We start from the raw sequence: 21,183 nt of genomic DNA on the forward strand, positions 1-21,183 counted from the left end.
AGGATATTCCCATGGCTCTGCGCATCAACGACACCATTCCGAACCTTCACGTGACCACCGATCAGGGCGAATATGACCTGCACGACTGGATCGGCGACAGCTGGGCGATCCTCTTCTCGCACCCCAAGGACTTCACCCCGGTCTGCACCACCGAGTTCGGCGCCGTGGCGCAGCTCTCGGACGAATGGGCCAAGCGTGGCACAAAGGTGATGGGCATCTCGGTTGACGGCGTTGCCGAGCACAAGAAGTGGAAGGGCGACATCGAGGCAGTTGCCGGGGCCGAGGCCGGGTTCCCGATCATCGCCGACGATGGGCTCGAGGTCGCCAAGGCGCTCGACATGCTCCCCGCCGACGCCTACCTGCCCGACGGCCGCACCCCGGCCGACAGCGCCACCGTGCGCTCGGTCTTCATCATCGCGCCGAACAAGAAGGTGCAGCTGATGATGACCTACCCGATGTCGGTGGGCCGCAACTTCGCCGAGGTGCTGCGCGCACTCGATGGACTGCAGCGCACCTACGAGCAGCCGCTCGCCACCCCCGCCAACTGGGAGGTCGGCCAGGACGTGATCGTCGCCCTGTCGCTGAACGACGAGCAGGCCTCCGAGAAATACGGCGCGCTCGACATCAAACTGCCCTACCTGCGCTTCGCCAAGAACCCGGAGTGATCCGGCGCGCGGCCCGACGCGGCCGCCGTTGCAAATGACCGACACCCGCCGGACCTCCGGCGGGTGTCTTCGTTTCGGGAGCCCTGCGGCCCGCGGGCAACCAACGCCGAACGCATATCCGGTGACCGAGGCTTGCCGCGGGGAGTGCCTTTCGCGGGGGCAACCTGCTAAACTCGCGGCATAGCGATCCGAAGACTTTTAGCCCTTTGAAAAACATATTTTTACGAGGTCCGCATGCCGCGCGCGATCCTGCCGTTTCTCCGTATTCTCCTTGTCTTGCTGATGGGTCACGCCGCCACAGATCTGGCCGCGCAAGAAACCGCCGATGCTCCGGCGCCCACCGAGAGCAGCCAAGCCGAGAGCCCACCCTCCCCCGCCGAAGAGGCCATCGACAGCGCCGAGAAACGCGCCCGACAGGCGATCACGTCGAGCCAGCAGGTGATCGGCGCGAAGGGTGCGGCAGACGCTCCGCTGGCAGCCCAAAGCGATGCGGAGCTGATCGCCGCGCTGACCGACCCTTCCATCCCTTCGGAAGAGCTTGCCATCCGCGCGTTGCCCCTGACCGCCGAGGAGATGGGACAGCTTGCGCTGGCGTGGCAGAACATGGCCAAGGGCATGACCAAGGCGGTGGTCGAAGAGCAGCTCGCCGTGCTCGCCAAGGAAAGCGCGGGCGAGACGGAGGTGCCGCGCGAGCGGCTGACGCAACTGGTGGAGATGCGCAACAACGCCTTCGAAAACCTCTCGACCGTGGTCGACGGTTTCGAAGCCAAGGGTGGCGACGCCGCCGAGGTCGCGAAGTTCCGCGCCTACCGCGCCGCGATCCACGTCGACGAGACCCAGCGCGCCGATTGGCGCACCCTGTTGGCACAGGCGGTGAACTGGGCGACGGACGAGGATGGCGGCATCAAGCTGGCGCTACGCGCCGCGGTGATCATCGGCGCGCTGCTGGCTTTGATGATCATCGCCCGAACGGTTCGCGGCGTGGCGCGGCGCGGACTGTCACGGGTGCCGGACCTGTCGAAGCTGCTGCAGGCTTTCATCGTAATGGGGATCTACTGGCTGACCATCGCCTTCGGGCTGATGATCGTGCTCAGCGCCCTTGGGATCGACGTGACGCCACTCTTCGCGTTGGTCGGCGGGGCCTCCTTCATCATCGCCTTTGCCATGCAGGACACGCTGGGCAACCTCGCCGCGGGGTTGATGATCATGATCAACCGCCCCTTCGACGAAGGCGATTACGTCACCGTCGCCGGCACCGGCGGCACGGTGAAATCCGTTTCGATCGTCTCGACCACCGTGGTCACCCCCGACAATCAGGTCATCGTCATCCCGAACTCGAAGGTCTGGGGCGATGTCATCACCAACACAACCGCCAGTGACACCCGCCGCGTCGATCTGACCTTCGGCATCGGCTATGGCGACTCGATCGAAAAGGCCCAGGAGGTGCTCGAGCAGGTGGTCGCCGAGCACCCGCTGATCCTCGACGATCCGGCGCCGGTGATCCGGGTCAACGCACTGGGGGCAAGCTCGGTGGATTTCGTCTGCCGTCCTTGGACCAAGGTCGACGACTACTGGACGGTCTACTGGGATCTCACAAGGCAAGTGAAAGAGGCCTTCGACCGCGAGGGGATCTCGATCCCCTTCCCGCAGGCCGACATGCACGTCCATATGGCCGCGCCCGCCGCCCTGCCCTTCGGCGACGCGGGCAAGGGGACAGCGGGCAAGCCCGCCGACAAAGCTCCAGACGAAGGCGAGCCCTATTACGCCCGCGAGGACCGGGTGACCTCGTTCCGTGCCGGCGACGAGGGGCACGACGAAGAGACCGATACTTGAGCGATCAGAGGTTGAAGTCGTAGACCCCGCCCCGGCGGCGCGGGATCGACTGGCGCTCTATCATCCGACGGGTGTGCGGGCGCTCGGCCCCCCGGTGCAGCGCCATCAGCCGTTCGAAAGTGCCGCCGTCAGCCTTGGTCCGGCGGGTGTTGTGGCGGATGTATTCGACCCAGGTCGGCACGTGATAGGTCTCTTCCCAGATCCGCGGATCCTCGAGGTCGCGCATCAGAACCCAGTTCTGCGCGCCGTCGCGGATCCGCACCCGCCGCCGCTCGGCCATGATGGCGAGGAACTGCGGCACGTCCTCCGGGTCGATCTCGAACTGCGTCACGGCGACGATGGGGCCGCTGCGCAGCTTCAGGTCGAGCTGCAGCGCCGGCTCCTTGAACAGGTCGAGCGGCGAGAGGTCGAGGTCGCTGTACTCGGGCAACGGCATCTTGAGCCCGACCAGCGCCGCCACCGCCAGCAGGCAGGCCGCGCCCCCAAGTGCCACGCCGAGGCCCCAGCCATCGGAGACCGAGCCCCAGACCCAGCTGCCCGCCGCCATGCCGCCGAAGCTGGCCGACTGGTAGAGCGCGATGGCCCGGCCTACCACCCAGCGCGGGGTCGAGAGCTGCACCGTCACGTTGAGCAGCGAGAGCGCCACCGTCCAGGCCATGCCGTTGAGCAGCAGCGCCGGAAGGCAGGCCCAGAGAGTCGGTGCCACCGCCAGGATCGCCGTGCCGACCATCGCGGCGGCGGCGGCGAAGCGCACCAGGTGCTCGTTGTCGAAATGGTCCCGCAGCCGGGCATTGTTGAGCGCCCCGATCACCGCGCCGACGCCGAAGCAGCCCAGCATGATGCCGAAGGTCGAGGCGTCTCCGCCCAGCCTTTCGTGCGCCACCAGTGGCAGCAGCGAGAGCACCGCCACCGAGCCGAAGCCGAAGAGGAAGGCGCGGCCCATGACGTTCATCAGGTTTGGCGACATGGCAACATAGCGCAGCCCCGAGCCAACCGCGAACCGCATGGGTTCGGGTGGCAGCTTGCTGTCGGGCGGTGGCGACTTCCACCGCCAGAGCACGGCGATCATCGGCAGGTAGCTGACGGCGTTGAGCGCGAAGGCCGCGGCGGCCCCTGCGGCCGCGACGATGATGCCGCCGATCGCCGGGCCGATCGAGCGCATGGCGTTGAACGCCATCGAATTGAGCGTCACCGCAGAGGGCAGGTCATTGCGCGGCACGATATCCCCAAGCGAGGCCTGCCACGACGGGTTGAAGAAGGTCGATCCGGTGCCGATCAGGAAGGTCAGCACCAGCAGCAGCCAAGGCGTCAGCATATCGAGCCAGGCCAGCGCGCAGAGCAGCGAGGCCGAGGCCATCATGAAGAGCTGCGCCCCGATCATCACCCGGCGGCGGTCGAAATTGTCCGCGAGCGTCCCGGCAAAGACGGCAAAGAGCATGGTCGGCACCGTCACCCCCGCCTGCACCAGCGCGACCATGGCATCGCTGTCCGAGATCTGCGTCATCGTCCAGCCCGCGCCGACCGACTGCACCAGCGTGCCAAGGTTCGAGGCCATGGAGGCGGTCCAGCGTGCCCGGAAGGCGGGGATGCGCAGGACGGTGAGGGGCGACGCGGATTTGGTGGGCATTTGGCTCGGGGGCTGGTCGCCGGCCCGTGGAAGCGACGGAAGCGGAAGGGCCTGCAGCCAAGGTAGAGCCGGTTTTCGCTGCGTCGCCAAGGGGGCGGCGGAAAAATAGATGCCGGGCGCATGTATTTGCCGAGGGGACCCGCCCGACGGACCCGGGGAGTCGAACAAAAGAAAAGGGCGGGCCTTTGGCCCGCCCCTCAGTCTCTCACCGAACCGACGCTCAGAGCGTCGGGTAGATCGGGAAGTCCTTGAGGAACGCCTCGACCTCGGCCTTCACCTTGGCCTCGACCTCGGCATTGCCGTCCTCACCGTTGCCCGCCAGCCCGTCGACGACCTCGATGATCCAGTCGGCGATCTTGCGGAACTCGGCTTCCTTGAAGCCGCGGGTGGTGCCGGCGGGCGAGCCGAGGCGGATGCCCGAGGTCACGGTCGGCTTTTCCGGGTCGAACGGCACGCCATTCTTGTTGCAGGTGATATGCGCGCGGCCGAGGGCTTTCTCGGTGGCGTTGCCCTTCACACCCTTGGGGCGCAGGTCGACCAGCACCACGTGGGTGTCGGTGCCATGGGTCACAGTGTCGAGCCCGCCCTTGATCAGCTGGTCCGACAGCGCCTGAGCGTTGGCAATGACCTGCTTGGCGTAATCCTTGAACTCGGGGCGCAGCGCCTCGCCGAAGGCAACGGCCTTGCCGGCGATGACATGCATCAGCGGGCCGCCCTGGATGCCGGGGAAGATCGCCGAGTTGACCTTCTTGGCGATGGTCTCGTCATTGGTCAGGATCATGCCGCCGCGCGGGCCGCGCAGGGTCTTGTGGGTGGTGGTGGTGGCCACATGCGCGTGCGGGAACGGCGAGGGGTGCTCACCGCCGGCCACAAGGCCCGCGAAATGCGCCATGTCGACCATCAGGTAGGCGCCGACGCTGTCGGCGATCTCGCGCATCTTGGCGAAATCGATCTGGCGCGGGATGGCCGAGCCGCCGGCGACGATCAGCTTGGGCTTGTGCTCGTTGGCCAGCTCCTGAACCTGGTCGTAGTCCAGCAGATTGTCCTGCTTGCGCACGCCGTATTGCACGGCGTTGAACCATTTGCCCGACTGGTTGGGCTTGGCGCCATGGGTCAGGTGACCACCCGCGTCGAGGCTCATGCCGAGGATCGTGTCGCCGGGCTGGATCAGCGCCTGATAGACACCCTGGTTGGCCTGGGAGCCGGAGTTCGGCTGCACGTTGGCGAACTCGCAGCCGAAGAGCTGCTTGGCGCGGTCGATGGCGAGGTTCTCTGCCACGTCGACCCAGTCACAGCCGCCGTAGTAGCGCTTGCCCGGGTAGCCTTCGGCATATTTGTTGGTCATCACCGAGCCCTGCGCCTGCATGACGGCGCGCGAGACGATGTTCTCGGAGGCGATCAGCTCGATCTCGTCGCGCTGGCGGCCAAGCTCGCCGGTGATGGACGCGAAGAGTTCGGGATCGCGGGAGGAAAGCTCTTCGGTGAAAAAGCCGGTGTCGCTGGGCGCGGCGGTCATGGGCAGTCTCCGGGGGTCAAGGATTCGAGTTCCGGCGCCTGAGTACTTGAAAGCGCGCGTAACGCAAAGATGTCAAAGCGACAGCTTGCGTTTCTCCACCGGCGTCTCTGGCGGCGAAGGAAAACTTGTGATTGTTTCGGAACATCCCGGACGGGACAGGAAACCGCAGGACCGCCACGACAGCATGTCACTGAGAATTGCCTTTTGCGCCTCACGCGCGCCGATCGCCCAGGCGGCCCATGCCGCGCTGTCGCGCCGCTACGGCGACCATGCCGAGCGCGGCGCCGACGTGATCGTGGCGCTCGGGGGGACGGCTTCATGCTGCAGACCCTGCACCGCACGCAGGAGCTGAACGTGCCGGTCTACGGCATGAACCGCGGCACTGTGGGCTTCCTGATGAACGCCTATTCCGAGCACCGGCTCGAGGAACGGCTGGAAGAGGCCGAAGAAGCGGTGATCACCCCGCTGGCGATGTCGGCCACAACCGTGGACGGCGCGGTCCACGAGGCACTGGCAATCAACGAGGTCTCGCTGCTGCGCACCGGACCGCAGGCGGCCCGGCTGGCGATCCACGTCGATGGCAAGCTGCGCCTGCCCGAACTGGTCTGCGACGGCGCGCTGCTGGCCACGCCGGCCGGCTCGACCGCCTACAACTACTCCGCGCACGGGCCGATCCTGCCCATCGGCTCCGAGGTGCTGGCGCTGACCGCCGTCGCGGCCTTCCGCCCGCGGCGCTGGCGCGGCGCCTTGCTGCCCAAAGCTGCCGAGGTGAGCTTCGAGGTGCTCGAGCACGAGAAGCGCCCGGTGATGGCCGAGGCCGACAGCGAGTCGGTGCGCGACGTTGTCCGGGTCGACATTCGCTCCGCCCCCGACGTGGCGCACCGGGTGATGTTCGACCCGGGCCACGGGCTGGAAGAGCGGCTGATCCGCGAGCAGTTCGTCTGATCCCCGGTCGCGGCTCGGGTCAGGCAGCAACAGGAAGGAACAGCCGATGCTCCAGGGCCTACATCACGTGGCGCTGATCTGCGGCGATTACGCCCGCAGCCGTGCTTTCTACGTCGATCTGCTGGGGCTCGAGGTGATTGCCGAGACCCACCGCGCCGAACGCGACAGCTGGAAGCTGGATCTTGCCGTGCCCGGGGGCGGGCAGTTGGAGCTTTTCAGCTTCCCCGACCCGCCCGAGCGGCCCTCCCGCCCCGAGGCAAAGGGGCTGCGGCATCTCGCCTTTCGCGTCGCCGACATGGCCGAGGCGGTGCTCTGGCTCGAGACTGCAGGCGTCGAGGTCGAGCCGGTGCGGATCGACCCGCTGACCGGCAAGCGCTTCACCTTCTTCGCCGATCCCGACGGGCTGCCGCTGGAGCTTTACGAGATCTGATTTCCGCGCCGCGGGGCCACGACGCCTCACCTCTGGAGACTTCGCCTCCCCCGGTCGCTTCCTTCACGCCCTCGGCACTGTGGACCACAAAAGAAAGGGGGGCCGAAGCCCCCCTCTTGCATCCCAGCCGACCGGCTCAGCCGCCGAAGTCGTCGAGCATGATGTCCTCGCGGTCGACGCCCAGGTCCAGCAGCATGTTGATCACCGACTGGTTCATGATGGGCGGGCCGCACATGTAGAACTCACAGTCCTCGGGGTTCGGGTGGTTCTTGAGATACTCTTCGTAGAGCACGTTGTGGATGAAGCCGGTGTAGCCCTTCCACTCGTCCTCGGGCAGCGCGTCCGACAGGGCGACGTGCCATTCGAAGTTGTCGAACTCCTTGGCCAGCTCGTCGAAATCCTCGACGAAGAACATCTCGCGCTTGGAGCGCGCGCCGTACCAGAAGGTGATCTTCCGGTCGCGGTTCTCGAGCCGCTTGAGCTGGTCGAAGATGTGCGAGCGCATCGGGGCCATGCCCGCGCCGCCGCCGATGAAGACCATTTCCTTCTTGGTGTCGCGGGCGAAGAACTCGCCGAACGGACCGGAAATGGTGACCTTGTCGCCGGGCTTGAGGTTGAAGATGTAGGAAGACATCTTCCCGGCCGGAATGCCGGTGGAGCCCGGTGGCGGCGAGGCGACGCGAACGTTGAGCATGATCACCCCTTTTTCATCGGGGTAGTTGGCCATCGAATAGGCCCGCTCGATCGGCTCGTCGACGGTGGACTCGTACTGCCAGAGGTTAAACTTGTCCCAATCCGGGCGATACTCCTCGGCGATGTCAAAGTCCTTGTAGGACAGCTTGTGCGCCGGCGCCTCGATCTGGATGTAGCCACCGGCGCGGAAGTTGACGTCCTCGCCTTCGGGCAGTTCCAGCACGAGGTTCTTGATGAAGGTCGCGACGTTCTCGTTGGAACGCACGGTGCATTCCCACTTCTTGACGCCGAAGACCTCTTCGGGGACCTCGATCTCCATGTCCTGCTTGACCGCGACCTGACACGACAGGCGGTCGCCGCAGGCGGCTTCGCGCTTGGTGATGTGGCTCTCTTCGGTGGGCAGGATCGACCCGCCGCCCGAATGCACCCGCACCCGGCACTGCGCGCACGTGCCGCCGCCACCGCAGGCGGAGGGGACGAAGAGCTTCTGGCCGGCGAGGGTCTGCAGCAGCTTGCCGCCCGCAGGGACCGAGATGGTCTTCTCGCCGTTGATGGTGATGTTGACGTTGCCCGTCGACACCAGCCGCGAGCGCGCGAGCAGGATGACGGTCACCAGCGCGATCACGATCAGGGTGAAGAGGATGACGCCGAGGCTGAAAGTTTCCATGTGTTCCTAGTCCTCCTGCCTCAGAGTTTCACGCCGCTGAAGGACATGAAGGCCATGGCCATCAGACCCGCGGTGATGAAGGTGATGCCGAGACCCTGAAGCCCGTCGGGAATGTCCGAGTACTTCAGCTTCTCGCGCACACCGGCCATCGCGGTGATCGCCAGCGCCCAGCCAAAGCCGGACGAAACGCCGTAGGTGAGGCTTTCGGCAAAGTCGTAGTTCCGTTCCACCATGAACAGCGAGCCACCGAGGATGGCGCAGTTCACGGTGATCAGCGGCAGGTAAACGCCGAGCGCGTTGTAGAGCGGCGGGAAGTACTTATCGAGCACCATCTCGAGGATCTGCACCAGCGCGGCGATCACCCCGATATAGGAGATCAGGCCGAGGAAGGTCAGGTCGATGTCCGGAAAGCCCGCCCAGGCCAGCGCACCGGGCGCCAGCAGGTAGCTCAGGATCAGGTTGTTCGCCGGAACGGTGATCGCCTGCACGACCATTACCGAAACGCCGAGACCAATGGCGGTCGAGATCTTCTTCGACACGGCGATGAACGTACACATCCCCAGGAAGAAGGACAGGGCGAGGTTCTCGACGAAGACCGCCTTGACCGCGAGAGAGATGAGACCTTCCATCAGTGCGCCTCCACGCTCTGGATCTTGTAGTCACGCTCTTCGACTTGGCCCGGCTTCCAGGTGCGGATCGCCCAGATCAGCAGGCCGATGACGAAGAAAGCCGAGGGCGGCAGCAGCAGCAGGCCGTTCGGCACGTACCATCCACCGTTGTTCACCGTCGGCAGGATGGTGATGCCGAAGAGCGAGCCCGAGCCGAAAAGCTCACGGATCACCCCGACGACCATCAGGATCAGACCGTAGCCCGCGCCGTTGCCGATGCCGTCGACGAAGCTCGCCACCGGCGGGTTGCTCATGGCGAAGGCCTCGGCGCGGCCCATCACGATGCAATTGGTGATGATCAGGCCGACGAAGACCGACAGGGTCTTGGAGGTCTCGTAGGCATAGGCCTTGAGCAGCTGGTCCACCACGATCACCAGCGAGGCGATGATGACCATCTGCACGATGATCCGGATCGAGCTGGGGATCTGATTGCGCAGCATCGAGATGAACATCGACGAGAAGGCGGTCACGAAGGTCACCGCGATGGCCATCACCAGCGCCACCTTGAGCGAGGAGGTCACCGCGAGGGCCGAACAGATGCCCAGCACCTGCAGGGTGATCGGGTTGTTGTCGATCAGCGGATCGACGAGCTGCGATTTGCGGGTCTGGGCCATCAGATCTCTCCTGCCTTAAGCCGCTCGAGGAACGGGCCGTAGCCCTGCTCCCCCATCCAGAAGCGGACAAGGTTGTCGACACCGCGCGAGGTCAGGGTCGCCCCGGCCAGCGCGTCAATATAGTAGTCCTGGCCGGCAGCCGGCGGCTGCTTGGCAACGGTGATCTGCAACGTGCCATCTTCGTCACGCAGCTTCTTGCCGTTCCAGAGCGCCTTCCACCGCGGGTTGTCGACCTCGGCGCCGAGGCCGGGGGTCTCGCCCTGCTGGTAGAACTGCAGGCCATAGATGTCGTTGCCGTTCTCTTCCAGCGCGATGAACCCGTAGAGCGTCGACCACAGGCCGTAGCCCTCGATCGGCAGCACCACCTTGTCAATGGCGCCCGCATCGTCGCGCAGGATGTAGACCATCTGGAAGATCTGCTGCTTGCCGCCAAGGCCCGCGGGATCCTCGTCGAGCGCGCGCACCAGCGCCGGATCGCCCGAGGTCGCGAGTTCCTCGAAGGTGTCGATCTCATACTGGTCGGTGAACTCGCCGGTGGCCAGTTCCAGCACGTGCGGCTCGAAATCGCTGAAGGCCTCGGCGATGTTCATACCCGGCTCGTAGACGCCGGCGACCTCCAGGACGTTGCGCTGCTTGTCGCGCAGGCGGTTCAGGTCCTGAACCGGGCGCAGCGACACGGCCGCCGCCGACACCACCATCGAGGCGACGAGGCAGAGCACCACCGCCACTGTCACCGTCTTGGAGGTGGAATCCGGCGGCATGTCGAGGAAGCGGCGGATGACGCCTTTGCTTGCGTTGGTGTCAGACATTGCGCTTGGCCCTCCGCTTGATGTTGGCTTGGACGACGAAGTAGTCGATCAGCGGCGCGAAGACGTTGCCGAAGAGGATCGCAAGCATCATGCCCTCGGGGAAGGCCGGGTTGATGACACGGATCATCACGACCATGAAACCGATCAGCGCGCCGTAGATGTAGCGGCCCATGTTGGTGTGCGAGGCAGACACCGGCTCGGTGACCATGAACACGAGGCCAAAGGCGTAGCCACCGACCACCAGATGCCAGTACCAGGGCATGGCGAACATCGGGTTGCTGTCGGAACCGATCACGTTCAGCAGCGACGAAAAGGCGATCATCCCTGCAAGACAGCCGACAATCAGGCGCCAGTTGGCGATCTTCGTGGCAAGCAGGAACGCGAGGCCGATGAGACACGCGATGGTCGAGGTCTCGCCGAAGGAGCCCTGGATCGTGCCGACGAAGGCGTCGATCCAGCTGATGCCATGCGCGGGCAGCGAGGCGACGCCGTCGCTGGCGCTGACCGACAGCGCGGTCGCGCCGGAGAAGCCGTCGACCGGCGTCCAGACGCGGTCACCGGACATCTGCGCCGGATAGGCGAAGTAGAGGAACGCCCGCCCGACCAGAGCCGGGTTGAGGAAGTTCTTGCCGGTGCCGCCAAAGACTTCCTTGCCGATCACCACGCCGAAGATGATGCCGAGCGCGACCTGCCACAGCGGCGCCGAGGCGGGCATGATCAGCGTGTAGAGCATCGAGGTCACGAGGAAGCCCTCGTTCACCTCGTGGCCCCGGACCACGGCAAAGATCACCTCGAAGATGCCGCCCGCGATCAGCGTCACGATGTAGATCGGCAGGAAATAGAGCAGCCCGTGCAGGATGTTCGCCAGAGGGTTGGCCGGGTTGAAGCCGATGCCGAGCGCGTCGATGATCGCCGCGCGCCAGCCCGAGGCACCATATTCGGCGATCGCCATATTGGTCTGCAGGCCGGTGTTGTACATGCCGAAGAGGATGCAGGGGATCGTCGCGATGACCACATAGGTCATGATCCGCTTCATATCGATGTACGAGCGGGCGTGCGGCGCGACGGTGGTCACCGTCTTGGGCGTGTAGATGAAGCTCTCCACCATCTCGTAGACGGGGAAATATTTCTCGAACCTACCGCCCTTCAGGAATTGGGGCTCGATCCGATCGAAGAAACTGCGCAGACCCAAGGTCTTAGCCCTCCTTTTCGATCTTGCTGAGGCTGTCGCGAAGGGCGATGCCGTATTCGTATTTGGCGGGGCAAGCAAAGCCCACGAGACCGAGGTCTTCCTCGTCCAGCTCAAGCGCACCCAGTGCCTGCGCCGTGTCGGTGTCCATCACCAGGAGCGCGCGCAGCAGCTGCGTCGGCAGGAAATCCTGCGGCATCAGCTGTTCGAACGTGCCGATCGGCACCATGGCGCGGCGACCGCCGTTGAGGTTCGAGGTCAGCGCATAGAGCTTCTTGGTGAAGGCCGATCCGAGCACCGGCTGCACGGCGAACTTGCCGGGCATCGGGCGGATCCAGCCCATCGGGATCTGCTTGTGATCTTCCTCGATCAGCGTGATCTGCCGCGCGTAGCGGCCAAGGAAGGCATCCGGGCCCGCGCCCATACGGCCGCTGAGGATCGAGCCGGAGATCACCCGCACCGGGGCCGAACCGTTCAGGTCCTCGGCGCAAAGCTCCAGCATCGAGGCCCCTGCGAGCGTGCGCACCAGTCGCGGACGGCTGCACATCGGGCCGGACAGGGCGATGATGCGCGACCCGTCGACACGGCCGGTCTCGAGCAGCTTCCCGATGGCGATCACGTCGTGGTAGCCGATGCTCCACACGGTCTTGGAGGACGAGGGCGGCTCGAGGAAATGCATGTGCGTGCCGGCAAGTCCCGCCGGATGCGGGCCGGAGAAGCCCGCGGCGGTGATGCCGGGCAGGTCCGCGCCGGGAACGTCCGCGCCGATTTCCTGGCACAGGTAGACATTGCCCTCGGTCAGCAGCGGCAGCGCCTGCAGGCCACGGGCAAAGGCATCGGCATCCTCGGCGATGATCGTCGCGGCATCAGCGCTGAGCGGCTCGCTGTCCATCGCGGTGACAAAGATGGCCGCAGGACGAGCGTCGGCGGCGGGCACCTTCGAGTAGGGACGGGTGCGGAACGAGGTCCAGAGGCCGGCGGCGCAGAGCTTCTCGGCCAGACCTTCGCCGGTGGTGGCGTCGCCGACGGCAGAGAAGTCCACCGGGTCCGCAGCACTGGGATCGACCTCGATCTCGACCGAGATCAGCACCCGGCGGGCGCCACGGTTGATCGCCTTGATTCGGCCTGAAACCGGTGCGGTCACCTGCACCTCGGGCGTGTCCTTATGGGCCAGAATCGGCGCGCCGGCGGCGATCACATCGCCCTCCTGAACCGCCAGTCTCGGCTTCAAGCCGATGTAATCCTGCCCCAGAACTGCAACGGTCCGGACCGCTGCACCGTCTTCGATTCCGCCTTCGGGTGTCCCCAGCACCGGGACATCGAGACCTTTTCTCAACGTATATTGCTGCACGTCGCTTCGTCCTGTCCATTTTCCGGCAGCCTTATGCGCCGCAACGCCGCAGTTTGGAAGGGTTCGGCGAGAAAGTTTCCAATTTAATGTTGAATCACCCGCCAAAACGGCTCAGAAGCCCTTTGTCTCATCGTCGACCCTACAGCTCTTGCGGAGATACCGGATGAACCCTCTTACCTTTTCTCGCCGTAGCTTCCTCGTGATGCCCTTTGCACTGGCAGCTTGCAAGAAAGGGTGGTCCGTCCTGGAGCTCACCGGGCTGACCATGGGCACGAGCTACTCGATTGCCGCCGTCGATCACACCAACAAGATCGAGAAGGCCGACCTGCAGAAGGCCGTGGACGCCAGCCTAGCACAGGTGAACGCGCAGATGTCGAACTGGGATGCCAGCTCGGAGATCTCGCGCTTCAACGCCGCCGGTGCCACCGATCACTTCGCCGTCTCGCCCGAGGTTGCGCATGTGATGGCCGCCGCGCATGAGATCAACGCCGCCACCGACGGCCGCTTCGATGTCACCGTGGGCCCGCTGATCGACCTCTGGGGCTTCGGCGCCGGCAAGACCCGCAGCGACATGCCTTCCGAGGCAGAGATCGCGCAGGCGCTGGCCTGCTGCGGCCAGTCGCAGTCGGTCGGCGTCAGCGACCGCGCCTTGCAGAAGATGCGCCCCGAGGCAGAGGTGTACCTCTCGGCCATCGGCAAGGGCTTCGGCATCGACCAGGTGGCGCGCACGCTCGCCAGCTTCGGCATCACCGACTACATGGTCGAGGTCGGCGGCGATCTCTACACCGCGGGCAAGAACCCCGATGGCCAGCCCTGGCACATCGGCATCGAGACGCCCGAAGCCTTCAACCGCGGCGTCCAGCAGGTCGTGGCGGTGTCCGACATGGGCATGGCGACCTCGGGCGACTACCGCAACTACTTCGACTTCGAAGGCAAGCGCTACTCGCACATCATCGACGCCACCACCGGCCGCCCGGTGACCCACAACACCGCCTCGGTGACCGTGATGGCCGAGAACACCATGCTGGCCGATGCCTGGGCGACCGCCCTGCTGGTGATGGGCCGCGAGCGCGGTCTCGAGATCGTAAATCAGCGTGATATGGCCGCCCTGTTCATTGATCGCTCGGGCAAGGCGGGTGACAAGGGCTTCGAGATCACCGCCAGCGACCGCTTCACCGCACTGCAGGCCTGATCGCCCACCGCCGCACCCGCTGAAAGGGGGACGCCATGTCGACCTTCATTCTTGCTTTCGGACTGCTGATGATCGTGATGCTGGGCATGGCGCTCGGCGTCATTCTCAACGGGCGCACGATCAAGGGCAGCTGCGGCGGGCTCAACGCAATCGCCGGGGCCGATCACTGTGTGGTCTGCAAGCAAGAGATCGATCCAGACAGCCCGCTTCGCGACCGTCTGCACTGCCCCAAGGCACGCAAGATGCTCGAGGAGATGGAGCGCGAGGAACGCGCGGCGACCTGAGAGGCAAGCACCATCGAAACAGAAAACGCCGGCCCTTGGGCCGGCGTTTTCTTTAGGACCCGCGCCGCGGCGCTCGGACACAGGGAAATCCGGGGCCTCAGCCCCCGGTCAGCGGCGTCAGCCCCAGCACCAACAGAGCCGCCCCGGCGACCAGTCCGAACACCCAGAGCTGCCAGCGCGGGCCCTCGGCCTTCCACACGCTGCGGTAGCGATAGCCGGCAAGGCAGGCGATCACGAAGAGCACCGTGGCGCTGGCGGGGGTCAGCGTAAGCTCGGGCAAGATTCAGACCTCTCGGCTGGATTTCGTTTACTCGTGCGCTGATTGCACTAACCTGAAAGAGGTTCAAGGGAAGGTAACGCCATGCCAGCTTCATACAAACCTCACACCCGCGAAGACGACGAGCACGCACGCAGCCACAGCCAGACCGTCGAAACCAACCTGTCTGCCGCCGAGGCGACGGTTCAGCACGTGCTGAACAGCAAGAACAGCGAGCTGTACTGGATCCAGCCTCAGCAAACCATCGGCACGGCCGTCGAGGTGCTGCGCGACCAGCGCATCGGCGCGCTGCTGGTGAAAAGTCCGCAGGGCGAGCTGGTCGGGATCCTCTCGGAGCGCGACATCGTGCGCCGCCTCGCCGATACGCCGGGTCGCACCCTGCCGCAGACTGTTGCCGAGCTGATGACCACCGAGCTCGAGACATGTACCCCCGACGAGACGCTGGTGCGGATCCTGCGCCGGATGACCGACGGGCGTTTCCGCCACATGCCCGTGCTCGATGGCGATGATCTGATCGGCATGATTTCAATCGGTGACGTTGTGAACTACCGGCTGACCGCGCTGGAATACGAGGCGCTGAAGCTCAAGCAGCTCATCGTCGGCTGACGCCGCCCGGCCAGATGAAAAGGGCCGCGTCCCCGGCGGACGCGGCCCTCTTGTTTTCCGCCGGAGTCTTCTGACAACGCGCTCAGCTCGCCGGCACCGCCTCGGCCTGTTCGCGCCGCGCCGCCTTCTGCGAGACGAAAGCGCAGACCAGAAGCTGGCTCATGTGGTAGATCATCACCGGCAGCACGATCGCCCCGACCTGATCGGCGGCAAAGAGCGCCGTCGCGATCGGCAGGCCCGAGGCGAGACTCTTGGTCGAGCCGCAGTAGAACAGCACCGCCCGGTCCGGGTACGGCAGGCCGAAGAGCTTGCCGGCCCCCACCATCAGCAGCATGGCGATGGCGAGGAAGACCAGCACCACCAGCACCAGCATGATCAGGCTCGCCGTGGGAATCCTCTGCCACAGGCCCGAGACCGTGCCCGCGCTGAAGGCCGAGTAGACGATGAGCAGGATCGAGCCGCGGTCGACCACCATGGTCAGCAACTTGTGCCGCTTCACGAAATCCCCGACCCAGGGCCGGACCAGCTGGCCGAGGACGAAGGGCAGGAGGATCTGCGTGCCGATCTTGACGATTGAATCGAAGCTCACCCCGCCGTCGCCCTGGTGCAGCATCAGCGCCACGAGCGCGGGGGTCAGCGCCACCCCGACGATGTTCGACAGCGAGGCGGCGCAGATCGCTGCGGGCACGTTGCCCCCGGCGATCGAGGTGAAGGCGATCGAGGATTGCACCGTCGAGGGCAGCACCGCCAGGAACAGCAGCCCCAGGGTGACCGTCGCGCCCAGGGCCGGCGAAAACACCCACACCAGCAACAGGCCGACCAGCGGGAACATCGCGTAGGTGGCGGCAAACGTCAGGCCCTGCAGCCGCCAGTTCAGCAGCCCCGCCCGCACCGACGACGGGTCGAGCTTTGCCCCGTAGAGGAAGAACAGCAGCGCGACGGCCCAGAAGGTGACGTGCTTCAACCCTGCCGCCGCGATGCCTTGTGCGGGCAGCAACAGGCCAAGGCAGACCGTGGCGATGAGCAACAGCATGTAAGTGTCGATGCCGATACGTTTGAGATACTTCATCTCGTCTCCTGCTCTTTCCTGTCCGGCGCGCGCGCCGCTCCCGCATGGTGTGGGCGGGCTTCAGAACCCCGCGGCCTGCCCATCCTTACGCGGATCCGAGCCTGCCGCAAACCCGCCTTCCGGCAGGCGATGCACAAGCTGGGCGCCACCGAAGCCAAAGGCGTTGTCCGGCGCCTCGACCTGCACCTGGTGACCGAGCGCTTTCAGACCGTCCAGCAGCTCGGGCGCCATGCTCGGCTCGCAGGCCACGTCGAGCCCCTTGATCATTCGCCAGCGCGGCGCGTCGGCGGCGGTCTGCACGTCCTGATCCCAAAGCTCGGTGCGCAGCAGCAGCTGCATGTGGCCCTGTGCCTGGATCGGCCCGCCCATCATGCCGAAGGCCATGAGCGGCTGCCCGTTCTTCATGGCAAAGCCCGGGATGATCGTGTGGAAGGGGCGCTTGCCCCCCGCCACGCGGTTCGGGTGCCCCTCTTCGGTGGTGAAGCCGAAACCGCGGTTCTGCATCGACACGCCGGTGCCGGGCACAACCACGCCCGAGCCGAAGCCCGCGTAGTTCGACTGGATGAAGCTCACCATCATTCCCGAGGCGTCGCCCACGTTCAGCAGCACCGTGCCGCCGCGCTTGGGCGCGCCGGGGCCAAAGTCCTGTGCCTTGTCCTCGGCAATGAGCGCCGCGCGGGACTTGAGGTACGCGGGATCGAGCAGCGCTGTCTCGTCGACCTCGGTCATGTGATCGCGGTCGGCGACAAAGGCGTGCAGGTCCGCATAGGCCAGCTTGATCGCCTCGATCTGCAAATGCACGGCGGTCAGATCGTCCGGGCCGTGGTCGCGAATGGACGTGTGCTGCAGCATCCCAAGCGCCATGAGCGCCGCAATCCCCTGCCCGTTCGGCGGGATCTCGTGCAGTTCGACGTCGTCGAAGGACTGGCTCACGGTGCCGCACCAGTCGGGCTTCTGCGCCTTTAGATCCTCGATCGTCATCGCGCCGCCATTGGCCTGCGAGAAGGCGATGATTTCCTCGGCGATCTCACCCTCGTAAAAGGCGCGGCCCTTGGTGTCGGCAATCGCCCGCAGGGTGCGCGCCGCGCCGGGGTTGCGGAAGCGCTCGCCCGCCTTGGGCGCGCGTCCACCGGGCAGGAAGGTCTCGGCAAAGCCCGGCTGTTTGCCCAAGGTCTCGGCACCCTTGGCCCAGAGCGTGGCGATCACCGGCGAGACGATGAACCCCTCTTCCGCGTAGCGGATGGCGGGTGCCAGCACCGTCGCCAGCCCCAGCTTGCCGAAGCGCTCCGACAGCTCGACCCAGGCGCTGACCGCGCCCGGCACGGTCACGCTGTCCCAGCCGTGCTGCGGCATCCCATCGGGGAAGCGTTCGGGCGACCAGGCCGCGGGCGCGCGGCCCGAGGCGTTGAGCCCGTGCAGCTGCTTGCCGTCCCACAGGATGCAGAAGGCATCCGAGCCAAGACCGTTGCCGGTGGGTTCCACCACCGTCAGCGCCGCGGCGGTGGCAATCGCGGCATCCACCGCGTTGCCGCCCTGCTGCAGGATGGTCAGCCCGGCCTGCGTGGCCAGCGGCTGCGAGGTTGCCACGACGTTTTCTGCCAGAACAGGCGAACGGCGCGACGGGTAGACGGGATCATGACGCAGGCGCATCGGTACTCCTCCCGGAAGTCTTGCGGTGTTTCAGGTGGCTGCGGATCGCCCAGGCGATCGAGAGCACAGCCGCGATAAGGAAGATGAGGCTGATCGGGCGGGTGAAGAAAAGCGACGGATCGGCATCGGTCATCAGCGCCCGGCGCAGGTTGGTCTCGGCGATCGGGCCAAGGATGACGCCGAGCACCAGCGGCGCCAGCGAGTAGCCGAGTGCGCGCAGCGTGTAGCCCGCCACACCGATGAAGCCGAGCAGGTAGAGATCGGTCACGCGGTTGTTCAGCGCAAAGGAGCCAACGACGCAGCAGACCATCACCACCGGCACGATCAGCCATTTCGGCACCTCGGCGACGCGCAGGAACAGGCGCATCGACAGCACCGAGACCAGCAGCATCATCAGCGAGGCGACGGCCATGGCGATGAACATGCCGTAGACCAGATCGGCGTGATCCATGATCAGCCGCGGGCCCACGGAAATGCCATGCACCATCAGCGAGGCCATGAGGATCGCGTCCACCGCCGAGCCCGGAATGCCGAGGCCGATGAGCGGGATGAGACCGCCGCCGGCAGTGGCCGAGTTGCCCGCCTCCGAGGCGACGACCCCGTCGGGGTTGCCCTTGCCGAAGCTGTCTGGATCCTTGGAGTTGCGCTTGGCCTGATCGTAGGCGACGAGGTTGGCGATCGAGCCCCCTGCCCCCGGCAGCGCACCGATCAGCACGCCGACGATGGACGAGCGGATCAGGTTCACCGGACGCAGCAGCACCTCCTTCATCACCTTCCAGGTCTGGAAGTCGATGGCGCCGGTCACCAGCGGATTGCCCGACCGCACGGATTTCGCATCCTCGACTTCGGACGTGAGCTGCGAGATCGCGAAGATGCCGATCAGCACCACGAGGAAGGGCAGACCGGTCTGCAGCATCTCGATGCCGAAGTCGAAGCGCGGCCGGCCCATGATCGGATCGGTGCCAACGGTCGAGATGGCAAGCCCGATGAGACCCGCGAGCATGCCGCGAATGACGCTGTCACCCACCAGCGAGGCCACGATGGTCAGCGCGAAGACGATCAGCGAGAAATACTCCCACGGGCCGAGCTTCACCGCGAACATCGCCAGCGGCGGCGCGGCGACGATCAGCACCAGGGTCGAGATGATCGTGCCGAAGAACGAAGCCCAGACGCCAAGCGACAGCGCCCGTCCGGGCTCGCCGCGGCGCGCCATGGGGAAGGCGTCAAAGGTGGTGGCCACCGACGAGGGCGTGCCGGGAATGCCCAGCAGCGCAGCCGAGATGAGACCGCCGGTGTAGCCGCCGACGTAGACAGACAGCATCACAGCGATGCCCTGCAGCGGCTCCATGGTGAAGGTCAGCGGCAGCGTCAGCACGATGGCCATTGTGACGGTGAAGCCGGGGATCGCGGCGGCGACGATGCCTGCGATCGAACCCGCAAGCATGTAGATCAGTGTGGCAAGCGTGAAGATCTGCGCTGCGCCGGAAAGGAAGCTGTCCATGTCAGAGCACCCCGCGCGGCAGGAAGACGGTGAAGACCTCGGCAAACAGCCAGTTGAGCCCGAAGGAGAAGACCGCCGCCACGATCACCGCGATCAGCAGCGTCATGGGCGTGCGCGGCATCAGGACCAACTCCAGCGAGAGGATGAAGAGGAAGCTCGCGATCGAGAAGCCCAGCAGCGGGATCGCCAGAAGGTAGACTGCAAGAGCCCCCAGCACGACGAAAACGAGCGCGCGACGCTTCGCCCAGGCCACCGTCTGGCAGGCAAAACGGCCGTAGGCGCCCGCGGGGATCTTCCGCAACGCGTCGATGATGGCAATCACCGCCACCAGCGCGATACCGGCGAACACGATCTTGGGAAACGCACCCGCGCCGAGCTTTTCGAAGCGCGAGGTGGGAATCGCTGCGGCCGAGACAAACAGCCCGACCGAGGCGAGAAGGATCAGCACGTAGCTCAGGAGGCGGGCAATCTCGCCCGCCTCCCTTGCCTGCTGCTTGTCGTAGCCGGCGTCGCTCACGGTGCGAGAACCTCTGCCAGCGACTTCACTGTCTCATCGAGCTTCGCCAGGTAGGCGCGGTACCCTTCCTGGCCGCGGAACATGACTGAAGCACCCGCGTTGTTGGTCTGCTCGATGTAGGTCTCGTCTTTCGACAGTTCCTCGAGCGCGGCTTCCATCTTGTCGCGGGCCTCCTGCGGGGCACCCTTGGGCATGACGATGCCGCGGGTCACCTGCAGTTCGAGGTCAGCGCCCAGCTCGGCGAAGGTCGGAACCTCGGGAGCCTCGTCCACGCGCTCGGAGGCGCCCACGGCGAGGAACTGCAGATCGCCGTTGTCGACGAACTGCTTCGACGACGAGATGTCGCCGATCGCCGCATCGAGGTTGCCGCCGACGAGGGCGCGCACGCGCTCGCCGGTGCCTTCATAGCCGACGTATTGGAACTGCAGGCCGTAGGCCTGTTCGATCATCGCCGCGTGCAGGTGCGGCACGCCGCCCAGGGTCACGCCCATGGTGATCTCGCCCGGGTGCTCTTTGGCATAGGCGACGAACTCCTCGAAATCGGCGTAATCCTCGGTCGGGTGCACCACGAGGTACTGCGGCGAGGCGGTCATCAGCGCGATCGGCTCGAAGTCGTCCCACGCCAGATCGGTGATGCCGGTCTCGGTGGCGACCAGCAGGCCCTCGTGGACCTGGCTGATGGTGTAGCCGTCATTGGCGCGGCGCGAAGCTTCGCGCAGGCCGACGGTGCCGCCGACGCCTGGCATGTTGATGATCGGCATCTCGGTGCCGAGGTAGGGCGCGATGTTGCCGGCGATGAGGCGCATCAACGTGTCCGACCCGCCGCCCGGCGACCAGGGCACGATGAATTCGACCGGGTGGTCGGGGTAGTCGGCGGCGCTGGCAGGCGCGGCGGTCAGCGTGGCGGCGGCAAGGAGGGCGGCAAGGCCCGTGCGGATTGTCATGGGTGGAGGCTCCCTGTGTATGCTGGCAAGTCGGCAGTTTGTCCGCCGACGTTCTGATTGGGTAACCCCCAGTAACACAAGATTAAGCCTCACAAAGCGCGAAGTTATTGCCATTATTTTCAGAATTCCTTACGTT

20 protein-coding genes and 1 pseudogene are annotated in these 21,183 nt (G+C 65.7%); 7 read left to right on the forward strand and 14 right to left on the reverse strand.

The features are described from left to right. Positions 1 to 11: 11 nt before the first annotated feature. Together CEW88_RS13980 and CEW88_RS13985 are read left to right on the forward strand one after the other, a co-directional pair. Positions 12 to 665 carry a peroxiredoxin gene (locus tag CEW88_RS13980; protein WP_108968151.1) on the forward strand — a complete coding sequence of 218 codons (654 nt, stop codon included), beginning with the start codon at positions 12 to 14 and terminating at the stop codon, positions 663 to 665. A gap of 234 nt (positions 666 to 899) precedes the next feature. After that, positions 900 to 2,498, forward strand: a complete 1,599-nt coding sequence (locus CEW88_RS13985; protein WP_254694508.1) for a mechanosensitive ion channel family protein — start codon at positions 900 to 902, stop codon at positions 2,496 to 2,498. 4 nt (positions 2,499 to 2,502) lie between these two features. Here CEW88_RS13985 and CEW88_RS13990 read toward each other — a convergent pair whose 3' ends face one another. Then, complete coding sequence (locus tag CEW88_RS13990) at positions 2,503 to 4,125, reverse strand: MFS transporter (RefSeq protein ID WP_108968153.1); 1,623 nt, start codon at positions 4,123 to 4,125, stop codon at positions 2,503 to 2,505. A gap of 220 nt (positions 4,126 to 4,345) precedes the next feature. Beyond that, positions 4,346 to 5,641 carry a serine hydroxymethyltransferase gene (gene glyA, locus CEW88_RS13995; protein ID WP_108968155.1) on the reverse strand — a complete coding sequence of 432 codons (1,296 nt, stop codon included), beginning with the start codon at positions 5,639 to 5,641 and terminating at the stop codon, positions 4,346 to 4,348. Positions 5,642 to 5,825: 184 nt separating this feature from the next. Here glyA and CEW88_RS14000 point away from each other — a divergent pair. Both CEW88_RS14000 and gloA2 read left to right on the forward strand, forming a co-directional pair. After that, positions 5,826 to 6,586 (forward strand): annotated as a pseudogene (locus CEW88_RS14000) (NAD kinase). Positions 6,587 to 6,632: 46 nt separating this feature from the next. Further along, complete coding sequence (gene gloA2, locus CEW88_RS14005) at positions 6,633 to 7,016, forward strand: SMU1112c/YaeR family gloxylase I-like metalloprotein (protein ID WP_108968157.1); 384 nt, start codon at positions 6,633 to 6,635, stop codon at positions 7,014 to 7,016. Between the two features lie 136 nt (positions 7,017 to 7,152). Here the strand turns inward: gloA2 and nqrF are convergent, their stop codons facing one another. Genes nqrF through CEW88_RS14035 form a run of 6 tightly spaced genes read right to left on the reverse strand, consistent with a single transcriptional unit; the run spans position 7,153 to position 13,007 of the window. Next, the gene (gene nqrF / locus CEW88_RS14010; protein WP_108968159.1) at positions 7,153 to 8,376 is read right to left on the reverse strand and encodes an NADH:ubiquinone reductase (Na(+)-transporting) subunit F; all 1,224 of its coding nucleotides are present in this window, start codon (positions 8,374 to 8,376) and stop codon (positions 7,153 to 7,155) included. Positions 8,377 to 8,396: 20 nt separating this feature from the next. Next, complete coding sequence (nqrE, locus tag CEW88_RS14015) at positions 8,397 to 9,005, reverse strand: NADH:ubiquinone reductase (Na(+)-transporting) subunit E (RefSeq protein ID WP_092423013.1); 609 nt, start codon at positions 9,003 to 9,005, stop codon at positions 8,397 to 8,399. After that, on the reverse strand, positions 9,005 to 9,658 hold the full coding sequence (locus tag CEW88_RS14020; protein WP_108968161.1) for an NADH:ubiquinone reductase (Na(+)-transporting) subunit D: 654 nt from the start codon (positions 9,656 to 9,658) through the stop codon (positions 9,005 to 9,007). The genes nqrE and CEW88_RS14020 overlap by 1 nt, the downstream gene beginning before the upstream one ends. Then, entirely contained in the window at positions 9,658 to 10,467 is an 810-nt protein-coding gene (locus tag CEW88_RS14025) for a Na(+)-translocating NADH-quinone reductase subunit C (RefSeq protein WP_108968163.1), read from the reverse strand. The genes CEW88_RS14020 and CEW88_RS14025 overlap by 1 nt, the downstream gene beginning before the upstream one ends. After that, positions 10,460 to 11,659 (reverse strand): NADH:ubiquinone reductase (Na(+)-transporting) subunit B, encoded by a 1,200-nt coding sequence (locus tag CEW88_RS14030; RefSeq protein ID WP_108968165.1) that lies wholly within the window; start codon positions 11,657 to 11,659, stop codon positions 10,460 to 10,462. Before CEW88_RS14030 ends, CEW88_RS14025 begins: the two co-directional genes overlap by 8 nt. Before the next feature lie 4 nt (positions 11,660 to 11,663). After that, on the reverse strand, positions 11,664 to 13,007 hold the full coding sequence (locus tag CEW88_RS14035) for a Na(+)-translocating NADH-quinone reductase subunit A (RefSeq protein WP_108968167.1): 1,344 nt from the start codon (positions 13,005 to 13,007) through the stop codon (positions 11,664 to 11,666). Positions 13,008 to 13,170: 163 nt separating this feature from the next. On the opposite strand from CEW88_RS14035, the gene CEW88_RS14040 reads away from it, so the two are divergent. Both CEW88_RS14040 and nqrM read left to right on the forward strand, forming a co-directional pair. Beyond that, a complete protein-coding gene (locus tag CEW88_RS14040; protein ID WP_254694509.1) occupies positions 13,171 to 14,199 on the forward strand; it encodes an FAD:protein FMN transferase in 1,029 nt (342 codons plus the stop codon). A gap of 35 nt (positions 14,200 to 14,234) precedes the next feature. After that, positions 14,235 to 14,483, forward strand: coding sequence for a (Na+)-NQR maturation NqrM (gene nqrM, locus CEW88_RS14045; RefSeq protein ID WP_108968169.1), 249 nt, complete (start codon positions 14,235 to 14,237; stop codon positions 14,481 to 14,483). A gap of 97 nt (positions 14,484 to 14,580) precedes the next feature. On the opposite strand, the gene CEW88_RS14050 is transcribed toward nqrM, so the two are convergent. Further along, positions 14,581 to 14,763: a hypothetical protein gene (locus CEW88_RS14050; RefSeq protein WP_108968171.1), complete on the reverse strand. Its 183-nt coding sequence runs from the start codon at positions 14,761 to 14,763 to the stop codon at positions 14,581 to 14,583. A gap of 81 nt (positions 14,764 to 14,844) precedes the next feature. On the opposite strand from CEW88_RS14050, the gene CEW88_RS14055 reads away from it, so the two are divergent. Continuing rightward, entirely contained in the window at positions 14,845 to 15,366 is a 522-nt protein-coding gene (locus CEW88_RS14055) for a CBS domain-containing protein (protein WP_108968173.1), read from the forward strand. Positions 15,367 to 15,448: 82 nt separating this feature from the next. On the opposite strand, the gene CEW88_RS14060 is transcribed toward CEW88_RS14055, so the two are convergent. From CEW88_RS14060 to CEW88_RS14080, 5 genes are read right to left on the reverse strand one after another with little or no spacing between them, the layout of a single operon-like run. Then, positions 15,449 to 16,435 (reverse strand): bile acid:sodium symporter family protein, encoded by a 987-nt coding sequence (locus CEW88_RS14060; protein ID WP_108968175.1) that lies wholly within the window; start codon positions 16,433 to 16,435, stop codon positions 15,449 to 15,451. 60 nt (positions 16,436 to 16,495) lie between these two features. After that, positions 16,496 to 18,085, reverse strand: a complete 1,590-nt coding sequence (locus CEW88_RS14065) for a gamma-glutamyltransferase family protein (RefSeq protein WP_108968177.1) — start codon at positions 18,083 to 18,085, stop codon at positions 16,496 to 16,498. After that, positions 18,069 to 19,586, reverse strand: a complete 1,518-nt coding sequence (locus CEW88_RS14070) for a tripartite tricarboxylate transporter permease (protein ID WP_108968178.1) — start codon at positions 19,584 to 19,586, stop codon at positions 18,069 to 18,071. The genes CEW88_RS14065 and CEW88_RS14070 overlap by 17 nt, the downstream gene beginning before the upstream one ends. A gap of 1 nt (position 19,587) precedes the next feature. Further along, positions 19,588 to 20,103, reverse strand: coding sequence for a tripartite tricarboxylate transporter TctB family protein (locus CEW88_RS14075; protein ID WP_108968180.1), 516 nt, complete (start codon positions 20,101 to 20,103; stop codon positions 19,588 to 19,590). Beyond that, positions 20,100 to 21,047, reverse strand: coding sequence for a tripartite tricarboxylate transporter substrate binding protein (locus CEW88_RS14080; protein WP_108968182.1), 948 nt, complete (start codon positions 21,045 to 21,047; stop codon positions 20,100 to 20,102). The genes CEW88_RS14075 and CEW88_RS14080 overlap by 4 nt, the downstream gene beginning before the upstream one ends. Positions 21,048 to 21,183: the final 136 nt, after the last annotated feature.

This window comes from Alloyangia pacifica (genome assembly GCF_003111685.1).
In the GTDB taxonomy this organism is placed as follows: Bacteria; Pseudomonadota; Alphaproteobacteria; order Rhodobacterales; family Rhodobacteraceae; genus Salipiger; species Salipiger pacificus_A.